We start from the raw sequence: 16,283 nt of genomic DNA, 5'->3' as shown, positions 1-16,283 counted from the left end.
GCGCTTCAGCCCGCCGCGACGGTCTGCCCGCGCGGATGGCGGGCCATCGCGATCATGCGCACCGCCATCACGATCAGGAGCGGAATGAGGAACGCGGCATAGAGCGGCATCGCCGGCACGCGCTTGCCGAACGAGACCATGAACTGGAGCCAGAGATAATAACCGCCGGCAAGATGCAGTGTCCGCCAGGCGCGCGGCCCGATCAGCGCGGCGGTGCGGTCGAATGAGGTCGCGCCCATGGCGATGATGACGGCATAGCCGATGCCGCCAAAGATGTAGGAGACGGGCGAGGTGGCCGCCGCGAAGTCGACCGGGTCCATGTTGGCGAAGAGGATGATCGCGGCCGCGTGGATGGCGTGGGACGCGGCAAAGCTGAGGCCGAGATAGCGGCGGTTGCGGCGCTGCCAGCGCGTCCAGCCATTGGGCCACAGTTGCGCCAGCGCTGCGGCGCTGAAGGCGAGGCAGAACAGCAGCAGCGAGCTGCGCGCCGTGAAACGGATCACCATCCGCACGCCCTCGACCTCGAACTGCCGCATCGAAGCGATCCACAGGCTGAGGACCACCAGACTGAGGGCGAGGGCGGCCAGCAGCCGCCAGCCTTCGTGCCAACCTTGACGTTGCGACATGTGACATCCCTCCGTTATGTAATCACTGATTACATTTCGATGCTGCGCATTGGTCGACGGTGTAATCGCTGCTTACATTCACGTTCGGGTGATGCTAGGAAGCGCCTATGCCCGCCCGTCAACCGTCCAAGCCGCGTGCCCGCCGCCCCAGAGGCCAGGCCCGGCCCTATCACCATGGCGACCTCCGCCGCGTCCTGATCGATGCTGCGCTGCAGCTTGCGGCCGAAGGGGCGGAGGTCTCGGTCCGCGAGGCCGCGCGCCGGGCCGCGGTGTCGCCGGGTGCGCCGTTCCGGCACTTTCCGAACCGCGACGCCCTGATGGCGGCAGTGGCCGAGGAGGCGCAGCGGCGTTTTCGTGCCGAGATCGACACGGCCCTGAGCGCGGCCCCGGCCGCCGCGCCGCTCGCCCGTTTCCGTGCCTTCGGCCTTGCCTACCTGCGCTGGGCCATGCGCAATCCCGCCCATTTCGAGATCATTTCCACCGGACGTTACTTCGTCCATGGCAGCTCCGCGGAACTGACGCGCGACAATGCCGAGCTGATCGCGCTGACCGAGGGGATCCTGGCTGACGCGGCGGAGCAGGGCCTGCTGCGCTCGGCGGACCTCAAGCGCATTCAGGTCGCCGGCCGCGCCCTGGTTTACGGTTTTGCCAGGATGAATCTCGACGGCCACTTTCCGCGCTGGGGCGTCGAGGCCAGCGAGATCGAGCGGATGGCGGAGGGCGTGCTGGATCTGTTCATCGCCGGCATCGCGAAATCCTGACGCCGCGGGCAACCGCCGCCGGTCTCTCGCCTCACCATGAGGGTCGGGCAGCGCTGACGCCTCGACGCCCACCAGGATTAAGCGCCGGTCGGATCACGACACGCGTTGCCTGTCCTTGACCGTTCCGTTACAGTTTTATGACATGGTGCAGGCTTCCGGCTGCGCCGGAGGCCCTGGTCGTTTCGGGCCGGCCAGACGGCTTGGCATCACCGCACCGGACCAGAGTTGCGTGTCCTCGATGGCGTCCGCGCCCAATCCAGGTCCTTCTGCCACCACCGCCGTGCTGGCGAGCGTCGCCGCGCTCGGCATCTGGCGGCTGCTCGCCGTTGCCGCGCCGCATCTGGCCGCGCTCGCGCTGATGTACCAGACCGAGACCGATTTCGGCTCGCGCCTCTCCTTCGCGCTGGCCTGGGGCATCCTCAACTTCTTCTGGATCGCATTGCTGCGCCGGCCGGCGCTCTCGGGCGCGCTGTCGCTGACCATGGTGGTCGTGCTGGTGTTGCTGTCGCGGCTGAAGCACGACGTCGTGCAGATGACGGTCAACTTCATCGACCTGATGATGATCGACCGCGACACCGTCGCCTTCCTGTTCACGATCTTCCCGAATTTGCGCTGGTCGGTGATCCTGGCCGGCTTCGTCACGCTGCCGCTGATGTATGCGCTGTGGTGGCTCGATCCGTTCCGCATCCGACGCCTGCCCGCGCTCGCCTGCAAGCTGGCCTGTCTCGCCGCACTGGTCGGTTATTCGCTCTATCATCCCGACGAGGCCTGGCGCGGCTATTACGACGACGGCTATCTGTCGAAGTTCTTCCGCTCCGGCGTCAGTTCGGTCTCCGATTTCGTGCAATACGGCTTCATGGAATCGGCCGCCGCCAGCAATGAGCGGCTCAACATGCCGCTGGTCGATTCCTGCCATCCCGCGGGCCGACGGCCGAACATCATCATGATCCATGATGAATCGAGCTTCGACATCCGCGCCGCCGCCGGCATCAAGGTGCCGCAGGGCTATGGCAGCCACTTCAAATCCTGGGACGGCAAGCAGCGCACGTTCCTCGCCGAAAGCAATGGCGGGCCGAGCTGGTTCACCGAATACAACGTGCTCGCGGGACTCTCCTCGCGTTCGTTCGGCCGCTTCGCCTATTTCGTGACACGCATCGCTTCAAACCGCGTCGAGCGCGGCCTGCCGCTGGCGCTGCGCCGCTGCGGCTACGACACGATGTCGCTCTATCCTGCCTATGGCGGCTTCATGGCGGCGCGCAGCTTCCAGATGACGACCGGCGTCGAACGCTTCCTCGACTCCAAGGATCTCGGCGCAAAGGATGTCGAGCCCGACAGCTTCTTCTACGGCAAGGCGCTCCAGCTGATGGGCCAGCAGCCGCCGAACAAGCCGCTGTTCACCTTCATCTATCTCGGTGCCAATCATTTCCCCTGGGAGACGCGCTTCCGTCCCGACCTGCTGCCGAACTGGCGCGCGCCGGGCAACGTGGCGTCCATCGACGAATATCTGCGCCGGCAGGCGATGAGCGCCGAGCAGTACAAGGCGTTCGTCGCGGGGCTGAAGAAGACATTCCCCGGCGAGCCCTTCCTGATCGTGCGATACGGCGATCATCAGCCGGAGTTCGCGCCTGGGATCCTCGAGCCCGGGCTCGACGAGGGCGCCATCGGCAAGAGGCTCGACGCCTACGATCCGCGCCTCTACGCGACCTATTACGCGATCGATGCCGTCAATTTCGAGCCGGTGAAAAGTGATGCCGTGATGGACACGATCGACGGCCCCTATCTGCCGCTGGTCATCCAGGAGGCCGCGGGCATCCCGCTCGACCCGTCTTTTGCCGAGCAGAAGGAGATCATGCTCCGCTGCAAGGGCGTCTTCTACGCCTGCAGGGACGGCGCCGAAGCGCGGCGGCTGAACCGCCTCTTGATCGACGCGGGAATGATCCGGGGGCTGTAGCGCCGATAGCTACGTGCGTAGGGTGGGCAAAGCGGAAGCGTGCCCACTACCTGTCGCGCGTTATCCAAGGACGTGGGCACGGCGCTTACGCGCCTTTGCCCGCCCTACGCAACCCCACCCTATCGCCCGCTCACCTTCTCCCACAGCCACTTCGCCACCGCATCCGGCGACGAGTTCGCGTCGTTGCCGCTGGCGCGCAGGTTTGCTTCGCGCATGGTGGCGATATCGATCTTGCCGAGCAACGGTTGCAGCGCCGCCTTGAGCCGCTCGTCCCCCGCGCGCTTCGGCGCGAGCAGCAGGATCGCATCGTAGGGCGGGATCGCGCGCTTGGGGTCGTCGAGCGCGACGAGGTCGTATTTCGCGATCAGGCCGTCGCTGGTGTAGCCGGCGATGACGTCGACCTCGCCGCTGGCCACCGCCGCATACATGAAGTCCGGCTGCATCTGGCGCTGGGCGCGGAACGAAAGGCCATAGGCTTTCTGCAGTGCCGCCCATTCGGGGCGCGAGAAGAATTCGTAATCGCCGGCGATCGACAGCGTCGGCGCATGGGCCGCGAGATCGGCGACGGTGCGGACGCCGAGCGCCTCGGCGCGCTTCTTCGGCATCACCAGCGCATAGGCATTCTCGAAGCCGAGCTCGCCGAGCAGCGTGATGTTGTCCTTCGCCAGCGCCGTCTTCAGCTCCGCGATCAGCTCGGCGCGCGGCTTGATGTCGGTGCGATGCAGCTGGTTGGCCCACAGCGTGCCGGAATAATCGACACAGAGATCGATGTCGCCGGCCTTCAATGCCCCAAAGATCACGCTGGAGCCGAGGCCCGAGCGCGCCGTGGCCGAGAGGCCCGCCGCCTGCAGCCGATCCCGCATCAACGCCGACAGCACATATTGCTCGGCGAAGGTTTTTGCACCGACGACGTAGCCTTGCGGCGAGCGTCCCATGGTCGGCACCAGCGTTGCCGCAACTAGCGCCGCGATACCGGAGGCACCGAGCACGGTGCGAGCGCGGCTTCGCTGGCGCAGGCCGACCTCGATCAGGCCGAGCAACTGATCGACGGCGAGCGCGAGCAGGGCGGAGGCAAAGCAGCCGAACAGCACGAGCACCCAGTTCTGGGTCTGCAATCCCGCAAAGATGTAATTGCCGAGACTGGTCTGCCCGATCGGCGTCGACAGCGTCGCCGTGCCGATCACCCACACCGCGGCGGTGCGGATGCCCGCCATCATCACCGGCAGGGCCAGCGGCAGCTCGACCATGATCAGCGACTGCCGCGCGGTCATGCCGACGCCCTTGGCGGCCTCGATCAGCGCGGGATCGATGCCGTTGAGCCCGGTGATGCCGTTGCGCAGCACCGGCAGCATCGAATAGAGCGCCAGAGCGAGCATCGCGGGCAGGAAGCCGAACGCCGAGAAGGACACGCCGAACCAGGCCAGCGTCACGGATGCCGCCAGCAGCAGCAGCGGATAGAACAGCGCGAGCAGCGCCAGGCCCGGCACGGTCTGCACGATGCTGGCGATTGCGAGCAGGATGGCGCGCGGCGCCGGGCGGTTGCGCGTCAGGATGGCCAGCGGCAGGCTGACGGCGAGTCCAAGAGCGAGCGCGGCGAGACTGACCCGCACATGGCTGCCGAGATAATCGGGCAGATGCCCCAGCGCCTCGCCCCAGCGTGGATCGGCAAGCAAGCTCATGCCGCACCGCCCTGCGGCAGCAGCGCGTTCAGCCGCTCGACCTGGCGGCGCGGCGTGCGTAACAGCTCCAGCACGTAAGCGTCGCTGCTCCGCGACAGTTCGGCGGGAGTGCCCTGGGCGAGCAGCTTCCCCTCTCGCATCACCGCGATGCGGTCGGCGAGCAGGATCGCCTCCGTCATGTCGTGCGTGATCATCACCGTGGTCAGGCCGAGCTTGCGATGCAGCGAGCGATAATCGTCGCCGAGCGCGTCGCGGGTGAGGGGATCGAGCGCGCCGAACGGCTCGTCCATCAGCATGATGCGGGGCCTCGCCGCAAGCGCCCGCGCGACCCCGACGCGCTGGCGCTGGCCGCCGGAGAGCGCCTCCGGCAGGCGGTCGCGATGCGCATCGCGCTCGAGCTGCACCAGCTCCAGCAGCTCGTCGACCCGCGCGTCGACCGCCGAAGCCGGCTCGCCCAGCAGCTTTGGCGTGATCCCGATATTGTCGGCGACGCTCAAATGCGGAAACAGCCCGCCGCTCTGGAAGACGTAGCCGATCCGCCGCCGCAGCGCGACCGGGTCGACGTTTTGCACGTCCTCGCCGCCGACCGTGATGGTGCCGCCGTCGGCCTCGATCAGCCGGTTGGCGAGCCGCAGCAGCGTCGTCTTGCCGGAGCCCGAGGCGCCGACGATGGCCAGAAATTCGCCCTCGGCGACGTCGAGCGAGACGTCGTCGACAGCCCTCAGCGGGCCGAACCGCTTGGTCACGTGGGCGTAGCTGATGGTCGGCTTGGAAGTCATTCGACGCAGCTCATTCTTCCTTCCCCTCCCTTGGAGGGCACGGCATGCCTAGCACGCTTGGCGGCTTGATTGAACTTGCGCGCGCGAGCGGCTAAGGCATCAAGCGAAATTCGGAGGAAGCATATGTCGACGCCCACGGCGGTGGCGCTGGAAGATGCCAAGGTCGCGTTCCGGCTCGGGGACGGGCGGGTCTATACGGCGGTGGAAAAGGCCCATCTCACGGTGGCGCAGGGCGAGTTCGTGGCCATTGTCGGCCCCACGGGCTGCGGCAAATCCACGCTGCTCAACGTCGCGGCCGGGCTGCTGAAGCCGGCCGCCGGCAGTGTCAGGATTTTCGACCAGCCGCTCGCGGGGCTGAACCGGGATGCCGGTTACCTGTTCCAGGCCGATGCGCTGTTCCCCTGGAAGACCGCGCTCGACAATGTCGCGATCGGGCTCGAGATCAAGGGCACGCCGCGGGCCGAGGCGCTGCCGCGCGCGCAGCAATGGCTGACCTCCGTCGGCCTTGGCGCCTTCGCGGGCCGCTATCCGCACATGCTCTCCGGCGGCCAGCGCAAGCGCGTAGCGCTCGCACAGGTGCTGATCCGCGATCCCAAGATCCTCTTGATGGACGAGCCGTTCGGGCCGCTCGATGCACAGACCCGCCAAGTGATGGGAAATCTGCTGCTCGATCTGTGGAACGCCGACCGCAAGGCGGTGCTGTTCGTCACCCACGATCTGGAAGAGGCCATCGCGCTCGCCGACCGCGTCGTGATCATGTCGGCTGGTCCGTCCTCGCGCATCATCGGCGACTGGCGCGTCGGCTTGGCCCGCCCGCGCGACATCTTCGAGGTGCGGCTGGACAAGGAGTTCCACGAGCTGCATCGCGAGATATGGAGCGTGCTCAAGGACGAGGTGATGAAGGGCTACGCGCAATCCACGCAAGCGGCGGAGGCGGTCTGATGTCGCGTCCGACGCTGTTCGCGCTGCAGGTCCTGGTCGCGGTCGTCTGCATCGTGCTGTGGCAGGTGCTGTCGACCGTCCCCGTGTTCGGCAAGATCCTGCTGCCGCCGTTCTTCTTCTCCAACCCGCTCGACGTCTTCAGTCAGATCGTAAAGTGGTTCTCATCCGGCGTGATCTGGAAGCATCTCGGTATCACGCTGACGGAATCGATCCTGGCCTTCGTGATCGGATCGGCTGGTGGCGTATTGATCGGCTTCTGGTTCGCGCGCCAGCCGCTGGTGGCCGCGGTGTTCGACCCCTACGTCAAGATGGTCAACGCGCTGCCCCGCGTGGTGCTGGCGCCGATCTTCGCGCTGTGGCTCGGCCTCGGCATCTGGTCCAAGGTCGCGCTCGGCGTCACCTTGGTGTTCTTCATCGTGTTCTTCAACGTCTATCAGGGCGTCAAGGAGGTCAGCCGCACCGTGCTCGACAACGGCCGCATGCTCGGCATGAGCGAGCGGCAGTTGATGCAGCACGTCTATTGGCCCTCGGCGCTGTCCTGGATGTTCTCCTCGCTGCACACCTCGGTCGGCTTCGCCGTGGTCGGCGCGGTCGTCGGCGAATATCTGGGATCGGCGGCGGGCCTCGGCTATCTCATCCAGCAGGCCGAAGGCGTGTTCGACGTCGCCGGCGTGTTCGCCGGCATGTTCGTGCTGTCGGCCTTCGTCATCCTGATCGACTTCGGCGTGACGCTGGTCGAGCGGCGTCTGCTGGTCTGGCGGCCGACCGTGGACGGGCGCGGCTAGGCCGCCGCGCCCCCGACAGCTGACATTTATGTGATCGACCGGCCGGAATAGAACGCGCGCCCACGCGTCAAACCTCCATGCAACCACCTGCATGGGAGTTCAGGATGCCCCCCTCACAGTTTCGCCCCGCGGTAGCGGCGCGTGCAGGCAGATGTCGATGGCCGAGGCTCGGGCTCGGCACAGCGTTCCTTGCCGCCCACATTCTCATCGCTTTCGCGCTTCCTCCAATCGTCTTCGCGCACGAGTCCAATCCGAACCCACCTGCTGCGCCAAGCACGGAAGAGAGCGCCTTCCTGCAGGAGAATGATGCCGCCATGACCAGGATGATGAACGACATGGCGGTCAAACCGACCGGTGACATCGATCGCGACTTTGTCGCGATGATGAGCCCGCATCATCAGGGCGCCATCGACATGGCCGTGATCGAGCTGCGGTACGGTAAGAACGAGCAGCTTCGGCGCATCGCTCAGGAAATCATCGTCGACCAGATGCAGGAGATCGCTGCCATGAAGCTCGCCATCGGCGAGCCGGCGGCCGACACCACGCCTGCTCCGACCCAGCCGCAATCCGTTCCCATCGCAACCGTTCATCATCATCCTGTGATGCAGATGGACATGTCCACTGGAATGAAGAAGTAGGAGCGGCAGATGACCAGGTCTCGAAGCCATATGATGAGGACCATTTTCCTGGCGGCCACCATGCTCGCCACCGGCTCCGTCGCATGGGCGGGGCAGGCGCCTGGCGCGCTGTCCTCCCCCGACATTCCGATCAGTCATCACGATCGGGTCTACGCGGCTGAGCAGTTCTCGAACACGGTTTCGGTCACCGACCCTGTCGACAACAAACTGCTTGGCGTAATCCGGCTTGGTGACCCGCAGCCCGGCAATTTCAGCCCGCTCTACAAGGGGCAGGTGCTCGTGCACGGCATGGGTTTCTCGCCCGATCACAAGACGCTGGCCGTAGTGTCGATCGGCTCGAACTCAGTGAGCTTCATCGACACTGCGACCAACGCGGTCAAGCACGTGACCTATGTCGGGCGGTCGCCACACGAGGCGTTCTTTACACCCGACGGCAAGGAGGTCTGGGTTACCGTCCGCGGCGAGAATTACATCTCCGTCATCGATCCAACGAGCTTCAGGGAGAAGACCCGGATCACGACGCCGAACGGGCCGGGGATGCAGATATTCTCACCTGACGGCAAATACGGCTACATCTGCTCGTCCTTCAATCCCGAGACCGATGTCGTCTCGGTCGTCGAGCACAAGATCATCGCTACGGTGAAGCAAGAAAGTCCGTTCTGTCCGAACATTGCGGCGACGCCCGATGGAGATCAGGTGTGGTTCACGCTGAAGGACGTCGGCCGGACACAAGTGTTCAACGCAAGGCCACCGTTCAATGCAATCAGGACGATCGACACCGGGCCAATCACCAATCACGTCAACTTCGCGCACACCGCCAAAGGCACGTTCGCCTATGTCACCGTCGGCGGCTTGAACGAATTGAAGGTGTTCCGCACCGACGACTTCTCGCAAGTCGCCACGATCCCGGTCGGCAATCTGCCGCACGGCGTGTGGCCGTCCGGCGACGGCACCCGCATCTATGTGGGGCTGGAGAACGCCGACGCGCTCGCGGCCATCGACACCGCGACCAACAAAGTGGTTGGGAACGTTCCGATCGGCCAGGCGCCGCAAGCGATCGCCTATGTTCCGAATGCTGCGCCTGACCCGGATGACCGCCAGAACCTGCAGGCGCTCGGCGTGGCTGGCCAGGTGGCTCATCTGGCGCTCGCGTCGAAAGGCGGCACAAAGCACGGTAAGGCGCCGACCACGGTCTCGCTCTTCGATCAGGGCCTGATCCAGATCCTGCAGGCTTCAGTAACGGGACTTCAGCCCAAGGGGAAATATGTGTTGGCGCTTGCGGAGCGAAGTGACGGGGGCGGCCCATTGCAGCCGCTGGCGGCCTTCATGACCAATCCGGCCGGATCCGCTATCGTCAACGCGGCCGGTCCGATCCGGCAGATCGTCGACCAGTCTGCCGCGGCCGCAAAGCGCTATTTGGTGATCGCGTCCGGCGACGCGGCGATGCCGGGCGAGGCGGTCCAGATCGAGGCTCAATGATTCCGGTTCGAACGCCAATCGAGAGATGGCGGAGCGCTTGATGAAGGACATGCTGGTTCAAGTCGAGCCGCTAATCCCCGCGCTCCGCCGCTATGCCCGCGCGCTCACGCGCGAACGCGCCGCGGCCGACGATTTGGTTCAGGATTGCCTGGAGCGCGCCGTCAGCCGCTGGCACCAGCGGCGCGACGGCAGCGTGCGCGCCTGGCTGTTCACCATCCTTCACAACCTGGCTGTCACTCAGTTTCGCCAGGCGACAGCGCGGGGCAGGCATATGCCGATCGACGATGCAGGCGAGCGGGAACTTGTCAGCGCGGCGGAGCAAGAGCACAGGCTGATCTATCAGGACGTCCTTGCCAAGCTTGCGAAACTCCCGGAGGAGCAGCGGGCCGTGTTGTTGCTGGTCGCGGTCGAGGACCTCTCCTACGCGGATGCGGCAGTGGTGCTGAACATCCCGATCGGGACCGTGATGTCGCGCCTGTCGCGTGCGCGGGAGAGGCTGCAGCAGGAGATGGATGGCACTGCGGCGGGAAATGTCGTGGCCTTGCGGAGCGTGAAATGAACCAGCGGCCGATCACCGAGGATGATCTCCACGCCTATGTGGACCAGGCGCTCGAGCCCGAGCGTCGCGCGGAGGTCGCATCCTACCTGAACGATCATCCGGATGTTGCCGCGCGCGTTGCGGCCTTCGCTACCCAGCGCGAGCAACTGCGCGGCGCGCTTGCACCGATCGCCAACGAGCCGTTGCCGGCAGAATTGAGCTTGTCGCGCATCATCGAGAGCCGAAGACGGCGTCCCCTGCGAACGTGGGGAGCGATCGCTGCGATGTTGCTCCTCGGTCTCGGCGGTCTCGGCGGGTGGACCATGCGCAGCGTGTTGCAGGAGGGTTCCAACGGACTGTCTGCGCTGGCACGGGAGGCAGCCTATTCTTATGGCGTCTACGCACCGGACCGCGTGCGTCCGGTCGAGATTCGCGCCTCCGAGAGTGCGGAGCTCACGCGATGGGTCTCGACTCGGCTGAAGCAGGCGGTGAAGGTGCCGGACCTCTCTGTATCGGGCTACAGGCTGATGGGGGGGCGCCTGGTTGCGACGTCCCATGGCCCGGCCGCGATGTTCATGTACGATGACGATCGCGGGGATCGCCTCGTTGTGCTGACGCGCCCGATGAGCAACCGCAACCTGGACACGCCGATGATGCCGCAATCGACCGGCGATGTCGCGGGCTTCGTGTGGGCGGATGGCGGCATGGGTTACACGCTCGTTGGCCAGCTTCCGGGGGAGACTCTCAAGCCGATCGCGAACGAGATTCGGAAGCAAGCGCGCCCGATCTAGCGCCGGAATCGACCAAGCGGGTCCGCGCAGCGGCGCGAGCCCGAGCATTCGCCCCGCGCCGGTTGAGGGGTCTCAATCCAGCAGCTTGGTATCATCAGGCGCCTGCGGCGGCGTCTTGATCGCGATCGCCTTGACCTGTCCCGAGATCGGCTTGGTGCCGCCGTGCGGCGTGCCCTTCGGGATGATGACGAGGTCGCCCGGCTTTACCGTCACTTCCTTGTCGCCGAGCCAGATCGTCCCGGTCCCGTCCAGGATGTACTGGATCTCGTTGGTGTTGGGGTGCATGTGCTTGGGCACGTTGCCGACCTGGATCGAGATCGTAGCGCCGTCGGCGCTCGCGAACATTTTCGAGCGGTAGCCGCCGGCGTTAGCGGGGCCGAGCGCGTCGCCTTCCGTCTCGCCGGTGTGGATGATCTGCGCGGTGATGTTTTCCGCGGCCAGCGCCGGCCGGAGCAGTTGGTTCGCGCCGCATCCGGCGGCAAAGGCGGCGGCCAGCGCGAGCCCGGCAGTGAAGCGATTCATGGATGATCCTCCCCATCAGGAATTGTTCTTGTGCGCCCATGCTATTGCGCCGAAAGGCCGATAGCCAGTGCCTTAAGGCGCGCTTCTCAAGCCGGTCCTGCTGCTCTATGGTGCCGGTGGCCGAACGGAGGAAACCAATGAAGAACACGATTGCCAGGCTCGCCGGCGCGCTGCTCGCGCTGACGCTCACCACCGGATTTGCCGCGGCGCAAAGCAAGGTCACCATCGCGGTCGGCGGCGGCTCCTGCCTGTGCTATCTGCCGACGGTGCTGGCCAAGCAGCTCGGCGAATACGAGAAGGCCGGCCTCAGCGTCGAGCTCGTGGACCTCAAGGGCGGCTCGGACGCGCTCAAGGCCGTGCTCGGCGGCAGCGCCGACGTGGTCTCCGGCTATTTCGACCATTGCGTCAATCTGGCCGCCAAGAAGCAGGAGCTGCAGTCCTTCGTGGTCTATGACCGCTATCCCGGTCTCGTGCTGGTGGTCGCGCCCTCGCGCACCAACGACATCAAGTCGGTCAAGGATCTCGCCGGCAAGAAGGTCGGCGTCAGCGCGCCCGGCTCGTCAACCGACTTCTTCCTGAAATACATGCTCAAGAAGAACGGCGTCGATCCCACCAGCGCCGCCGTGATCGGCGTCGGTCTCGGCGCCACCGCGGTCGCCGCGATGGAGCAGGGCCAGATCGACGCGGCCGTGATGCTCGACCCCTCCGTCACCGTCCTCCAGGGCAGCCACAAGGATCTGCGCATCCTCTCCGACACCCGCACGCAGAAGGACACGCTCGAGACTTTCGGCGGCGAATATCCGGGCGGCGCGCTGTACTCGACGGCGGCCTGGGTTGCCAAGCACGAGAAGGAGACGCAGGCGCTCACCGACGCGATCCTCGCCACGCTCGCCTGGATCCATTCGCACTCCCCCGAGGAGATCATGGCGAAGATGCCGGAGGAGACGGTCGGCAAGAACAAGGACCTCTATCTCGCCGCGCTGAAGAACACGATCCCGATGTACTCGGAGACCGGCAAGATGGACCCGAAGGGCGCGGACGCCGTGCTCTCGGTGTTCAGCGTCGGCTCGCCCGAGGTCGCCAATGCCAAGATCGATGTCGGCAAGACCTTCACCAACAAGTTCGTCGAGCAGGCCAAGAAGACCACGGGGAATGCCAAATAGCTGACGCGAAGATGGGGTAGCCGTCGCTCATGACGTCGCCGATCATTCATCGCGTCACCACGTTCGATCTTGCCGTGCGGCCGATCGTCTGGCCGTTCGCGGAGGAACGGCGCGACGAGATCGCGGCGCATTTCGCCGAAAAGCAGCGCGAGCGGCCGAAGATCTGGAACGGCCGCGTCCTGCTCGGGCGCGATCCCGTGTTCGCGGACGGCTGTTTCGCTGCGACCTATTTCGAGACCGATTTCGCCAGCTTCCTCGCCTGGCGTGACTGGGGCTTTCCTGGGCCTGCCGTGTTCAACGGCTTTGGCATGGGCGCGCTGCGCAGCGCCGACGGCGCCTTCGTCATGGGTGAGATGGCGCCGCACACCGCCAATGCGGGCCGTATCTATTTCCCCTCGGGCACGCCCGATCTGGACGACGTCAGGGGTGACACGCTGGACATTCCCGGCAGCGTCGTCCGCGAGCTCGAGGAGGAGACCGGCCTCACCGCGGTGGACTTTCGGGCCGAGCCGGACTGGCATTGCATCGTCAACGGCCCTGCGATTGCGATGATGCAGGTGCTCAACCTGGATATGTCCGGCGAGGAGGCGCGCGCCCGCATCGAAGCCAACCTCGCCAGCGAGGACGAGCCCGAATTGTCGGCCATTCATCTCGTGCGCGGGATGAGTGATCTCAGGCCGACCATGCCGCGATTTGTCACGGCCTTTGTCGAGCAGCAGTTCGCCTCGCGCTGATGCGCAAGACTTGACATCCCTGCGCTCTGCCCATGTGATGGGGGCAAGCAAGATCAAGACGAATGCAACGCACAATCGTCCAGGGAGGTTTTGATGCGCCTGCGCATGGCTGCCCGGTTGCTACATGGGCTGGTGGTCGCGATAGCAGCGACGGGCTTGGCGGCGTCCGCCCAGGCCCAGGACAAGAAGATCAAGATCGGCGTTGTCTTTGATTTGACCGGGCCTCTGGCCGGCGGCGGCTCCGAGCTCAATTATGTCGGCGCGAAGATCATCCTCGACCATTTCGCCAAGACCGGCGTGGAGGGCTACAAGATCGAGGCGGTCTATGCCGATGCGCAGAGCAAGCCCGACATCGCCATCAACGAATCCGTCCGCCTGCTCGAGCAGGAGAAGGTCGACATGGTGCTCGGCTTCTTCTCCTCGGCCCAGTGCGTACCGGTGGCCGCGCGCGTCGAGCAGCTCAAGAAGTTCATGTGGATGACGACCTGCATCTCGTCGGCCGTGTTCAACGAGAAAGGCTACAAATACGTGTTCCGCCCGCAGGCGAGCGGCGACCAGTTCGGCATGATGACGATGGATTTCATCGCGCAGAACGCCAAGGAGAAGCTCGGCAAGGAACCGAAGGATTTGCGCGTCGCCATCATCCACGAGGATGGCGCCTATGGCGTCGACGTCTCCAAGGGCAACGAGGCCGGCGCGAAGAAGGCCGGCTTCAACGTCGTGCTCAAGGAGGGCTATTCGGCGACCGCGCCCGATCTGTCCCCGCTGGTGACCAAGCTGAAGCGTGCCAAGCCCGACGTCATCTTCCACACCGGCTACAATCCGGACATCACGCTGCTGCTGCGCCAGGCCCGCGAGCAGGGCCTGAAGTTCGGTGCGCTGATGGGCCATGGCGCCGGCTATGGCGTCTATGAGAAGCTGAAGGAAGGCATGGGGGCCGACGCAGCCTATATCTTCAACACCGACCCGATCTCGATCTGGCTGGCCAACCAGAAGACCATGGATCCGAAGCTCCCGCCCGTCATCAAGATGGTCGGCGAGGAGTTCGACAAGATCAAGCCCGGCGTCGCCATCCGCTCCGCCCATGTCGGCATCGGTGCCTCCAACACTTATGTGTTCATGGCGGATGTGCTGCCGCGGGCGATCAAAAAATATGGCGGCGTCGATCCCGAGGCGCTGCGCAAGGCGGCGCTCGACACCGACATCCCCGAAGGCGGCACCATGCTCGGCTTCGGCGTGAAGTTCTACGGCGAGGGCACGCCGATGGCCGGGCAGAACGAGCGCTCGTTCCCTGTCGTGATCCAGTATCTCGACGACAAGTCTCACGGGGTGTGGCCGAAGAGCCAGGCGCAGCGCGACGCCGTGCTGCCGCTGCCGAAGGGCACCACCTACAGCAACCAGTAGCAGCGGAGGGCTTTGGTGTTGGAAGTCAGCGGATTGGTGAAGCGGTTCGGCGGCTTCACCGCCGTCAACAACGTGTCGTTTCGGGTCGATCAGGGCGAGATTCTCGGTCTGATCGGCCCCAACGGCTCGGGCAAGAGCACGATCTTCAACATGCTCTCCGGCACGCTGGCACCGACCTCGGGCTCGATCATGTTTGCCGGGCACGAGATCGCGGGCCTTGCGCCGCACCGGATCATCAACAGCGGCGTCGGCCGCACCTTCCAGATTCCGCGCCCCTTTCGCCGCCTGACCATTTTCGAGAACGTCGCGCTCGCCGGCTTCTACGGCCAGGGCCGACATAGCCGCGTCAAGGCGGAAGAGGCTGCCGAGCGATCCCTCGCGATGGTCGGTCTGCCGACCGATCGCCACGCCAGCGTCGATGGTCTCGGCGCCGCCGGCCTGAAGAAGCTCGAGCTGGCCAAGGCGCTCGCCACCGCGCCAAAGCTGCTGCTCGCCGACGAGAGTCTCGGCGGCCTCGACGAGGCCGAGATGGACCAGGCCGCCGACATGCTGCGCAACATCCGCGACGAGCTCGGCATCACCATCATCTGGGTCGAGCACATCATGGGGGTGCTGATGCGCGTCGTCGATCGCGTCATGGTGCTCGACCACGGCGAGAAGATCTCGGAAGGCCTGCCGAGTGCGGTAGCGGGCGATCCGCGCGTCATCGAGGTCTATCTCGGCACCGATGCCGAGACCACGCAGGCCGCGGCCGCCGAAGCGCGCCGCCGCGCGGGAGGCGCGTGATGCTGGAGCTCCGCGGCGTCAATGCCGGCTATGGCACCTTCCAGGCGCTGTTCGACGTCAATCTCGACGTCAAGGCCGGCGAAGCCGTCGGCGTCATCGGCCCCAACGGCGCCGGCAAGACCACCTTGATGCGCGTCATCTCCGGCCTGATCCGCCCCGCGCGCGGCTCGATCCGGATGGAGGGCACGGACGTCGTGGCGACGCCGCCGCACAAGATCGTCAGCCTCGGCATTGCGCATGTGCCGGAGAACCGGCGGTTGTTTCCGCAGCTCTCGGTCGACGACAATCTCAAGATGGGGGCCTTCATGAAGGAGGCGCGCGGCCATTATGCCGAGCGGCTCGAGGTGGTGTTCGACCTGTTCCCGCGCCTGAAGGAGCGGCGCCACCAGATGGCCGGCACCATGTCCGGCGGCGAGCAGCAGATGTGTGCGATCGGCCGCGCGCTGATGTCCAATCCGAAGCTGCTGTTGCTCGACGAGCCCTCGGCGGGCCTTGCGCCCGTCGTGGTGCAGCAGGTGTTCGAACTGGTGAAGCGGATCCGCAGCCGCGGGCTGACCGTGCTGATCGTCGAGCAGAACGTGCAGCAGGTGCTGAAAGTGGTCGACCGCGCCTATCTGATCGAGGCCGGCACGATCAGGGCGTCCGGCACCTCGGCCGAGATGCTGGCGAGCGACACGGTCAAGGAAGCTTATCTGGGGGTGTGAG

17 protein-coding genes are annotated in these 16,283 nt (G+C 65.5%); 13 read left to right on the top strand and 4 right to left on the bottom strand.

The window, feature by feature from the left end:
• Positions 1–5: 5 nt before the first annotated feature.
• A complete protein-coding gene (locus tag ML401_RS27555; protein ID WP_285807610.1) occupies positions 6–626 on the bottom strand; it encodes a ferric reductase-like transmembrane domain-containing protein in 621 nt (206 codons plus the stop codon).
• A gap of 107 nt (positions 627–733) precedes the next feature.
• Between ML401_RS27555 and ML401_RS27550 the strand changes: the two genes are divergently transcribed.
• On the top strand, positions 734–1,387 hold the full coding sequence (locus ML401_RS27550; protein WP_285807609.1) for a TetR/AcrR family transcriptional regulator: 654 nt from the start codon (positions 734–736) through the stop codon (positions 1,385–1,387).
• A 238-nt stretch (positions 1,388–1,625) separates the two neighbouring features.
• Positions 1,626–3,338, top strand: a complete 1,713-nt coding sequence (locus tag ML401_RS27545) for a sulfatase-like hydrolase/transferase (RefSeq protein ID WP_211416359.1) — start codon at positions 1,626–1,628, stop codon at positions 3,336–3,338.
• A 119-nt stretch (positions 3,339–3,457) separates the two neighbouring features.
• Here the strand turns inward: ML401_RS27545 and ML401_RS27540 are convergent, their stop codons facing one another.
• Both ML401_RS27540 and ML401_RS27535 read right to left on the bottom strand, forming a co-directional pair.
• Positions 3,458–5,017: a glycine betaine ABC transporter substrate-binding protein gene (locus ML401_RS27540; protein WP_285807608.1), complete on the bottom strand. Its 1,560-nt coding sequence runs from the start codon at positions 5,015–5,017 to the stop codon at positions 3,458–3,460.
• Complete coding sequence (locus ML401_RS27535; RefSeq protein ID WP_285807607.1) at positions 5,014–5,796, bottom strand: ABC transporter ATP-binding protein; 783 nt, start codon at positions 5,794–5,796, stop codon at positions 5,014–5,016. Before ML401_RS27535 ends, ML401_RS27540 begins: the two co-directional genes overlap by 4 nt.
• A gap of 123 nt (positions 5,797–5,919) precedes the next feature.
• Here ML401_RS27535 and ML401_RS27530 point away from each other — a divergent pair, with 123 nt between their 5' ends.
• The 6 genes from ML401_RS27530 (at position 5,920) to ML401_RS27505 (ending at position 10,969) form a co-directional block, all read left to right on the top strand.
• The gene (locus ML401_RS27530) at positions 5,920–6,738 is read left to right on the top strand and encodes an ABC transporter ATP-binding protein (protein WP_194403834.1); all 819 of its coding nucleotides are present in this window, start codon (positions 5,920–5,922) and stop codon (positions 6,736–6,738) included.
• Positions 6,738–7,523, top strand: a complete 786-nt coding sequence (locus tag ML401_RS27525; RefSeq protein ID WP_285807606.1) for an ABC transporter permease — start codon at positions 6,738–6,740, stop codon at positions 7,521–7,523. Before ML401_RS27530 ends, ML401_RS27525 begins: the two co-directional genes overlap by 1 nt.
• Before the next feature lie 104 nt (positions 7,524–7,627).
• Complete coding sequence (locus ML401_RS27520) at positions 7,628–8,161, top strand: DUF305 domain-containing protein (RefSeq protein WP_285807605.1); 534 nt, start codon at positions 7,628–7,630, stop codon at positions 8,159–8,161.
• A gap of 9 nt (positions 8,162–8,170) precedes the next feature.
• Complete coding sequence (locus tag ML401_RS27515) at positions 8,171–9,640, top strand: YncE family protein (protein ID WP_285807604.1); 1,470 nt, start codon at positions 8,171–8,173, stop codon at positions 9,638–9,640.
• Positions 9,641–9,680: 40 nt separating this feature from the next.
• Entirely contained in the window at positions 9,681–10,199 is a 519-nt protein-coding gene (locus ML401_RS27510; RefSeq protein WP_211416365.1) for a sigma-70 family RNA polymerase sigma factor, read from the top strand.
• Complete coding sequence (locus ML401_RS27505) at positions 10,196–10,969, top strand: anti-sigma factor (RefSeq protein WP_285807603.1); 774 nt, start codon at positions 10,196–10,198, stop codon at positions 10,967–10,969. The genes ML401_RS27510 and ML401_RS27505 overlap by 4 nt, the downstream gene beginning before the upstream one ends.
• Before the next feature lie 72 nt (positions 10,970–11,041).
• Here the strand turns inward: ML401_RS27505 and ML401_RS27500 are convergent, their stop codons facing one another.
• Positions 11,042–11,491, bottom strand: coding sequence for a cupin domain-containing protein (locus ML401_RS27500; RefSeq protein WP_285807602.1), 450 nt, complete (start codon positions 11,489–11,491; stop codon positions 11,042–11,044).
• A gap of 137 nt (positions 11,492–11,628) precedes the next feature.
• Between ML401_RS27500 and ML401_RS27495 the strand changes: the two genes are divergently transcribed.
• The 5 genes from ML401_RS27495 (at position 11,629) to ML401_RS27475 (ending at position 16,282) form a co-directional block, all read left to right on the top strand.
• A complete protein-coding gene (locus ML401_RS27495; RefSeq protein ID WP_211416367.1) occupies positions 11,629–12,654 on the top strand; it encodes an ABC transporter substrate-binding protein in 1,026 nt (341 codons plus the stop codon).
• Positions 12,655–12,683: 29 nt separating this feature from the next.
• Positions 12,684–13,388: an NUDIX hydrolase gene (locus tag ML401_RS27490; protein ID WP_285807601.1), complete on the top strand. Its 705-nt coding sequence runs from the start codon at positions 12,684–12,686 to the stop codon at positions 13,386–13,388.
• Positions 13,389–13,481: 93 nt separating this feature from the next.
• A complete protein-coding gene (locus ML401_RS27485; RefSeq protein ID WP_285807600.1) occupies positions 13,482–14,792 on the top strand; it encodes an ABC transporter substrate-binding protein in 1,311 nt (436 codons plus the stop codon).
• A 15-nt stretch (positions 14,793–14,807) separates the two neighbouring features.
• Positions 14,808–15,578, top strand: coding sequence for an ABC transporter ATP-binding protein (locus tag ML401_RS27480; RefSeq protein WP_194403825.1), 771 nt, complete (start codon positions 14,808–14,810; stop codon positions 15,576–15,578).
• Positions 15,578–16,282 (top strand): ABC transporter ATP-binding protein, encoded by a 705-nt coding sequence (locus tag ML401_RS27475; RefSeq protein WP_194403824.1) that lies wholly within the window; start codon positions 15,578–15,580, stop codon positions 16,280–16,282. Before ML401_RS27480 ends, ML401_RS27475 begins: the two co-directional genes overlap by 1 nt.
• The last annotated feature ends 1 nt before the right edge of the window (position 16,283 follow it).

Source organism: Bradyrhizobium sp. 62B (assembly GCF_030272265.2).
Lineage (GTDB): Bacteria > Pseudomonadota > Alphaproteobacteria > Rhizobiales > Xanthobacteraceae > Bradyrhizobium.
Note: the sequence above shows the minus strand (reverse complement) of the source record. Positions and strands in the feature narration are given on the sequence as shown.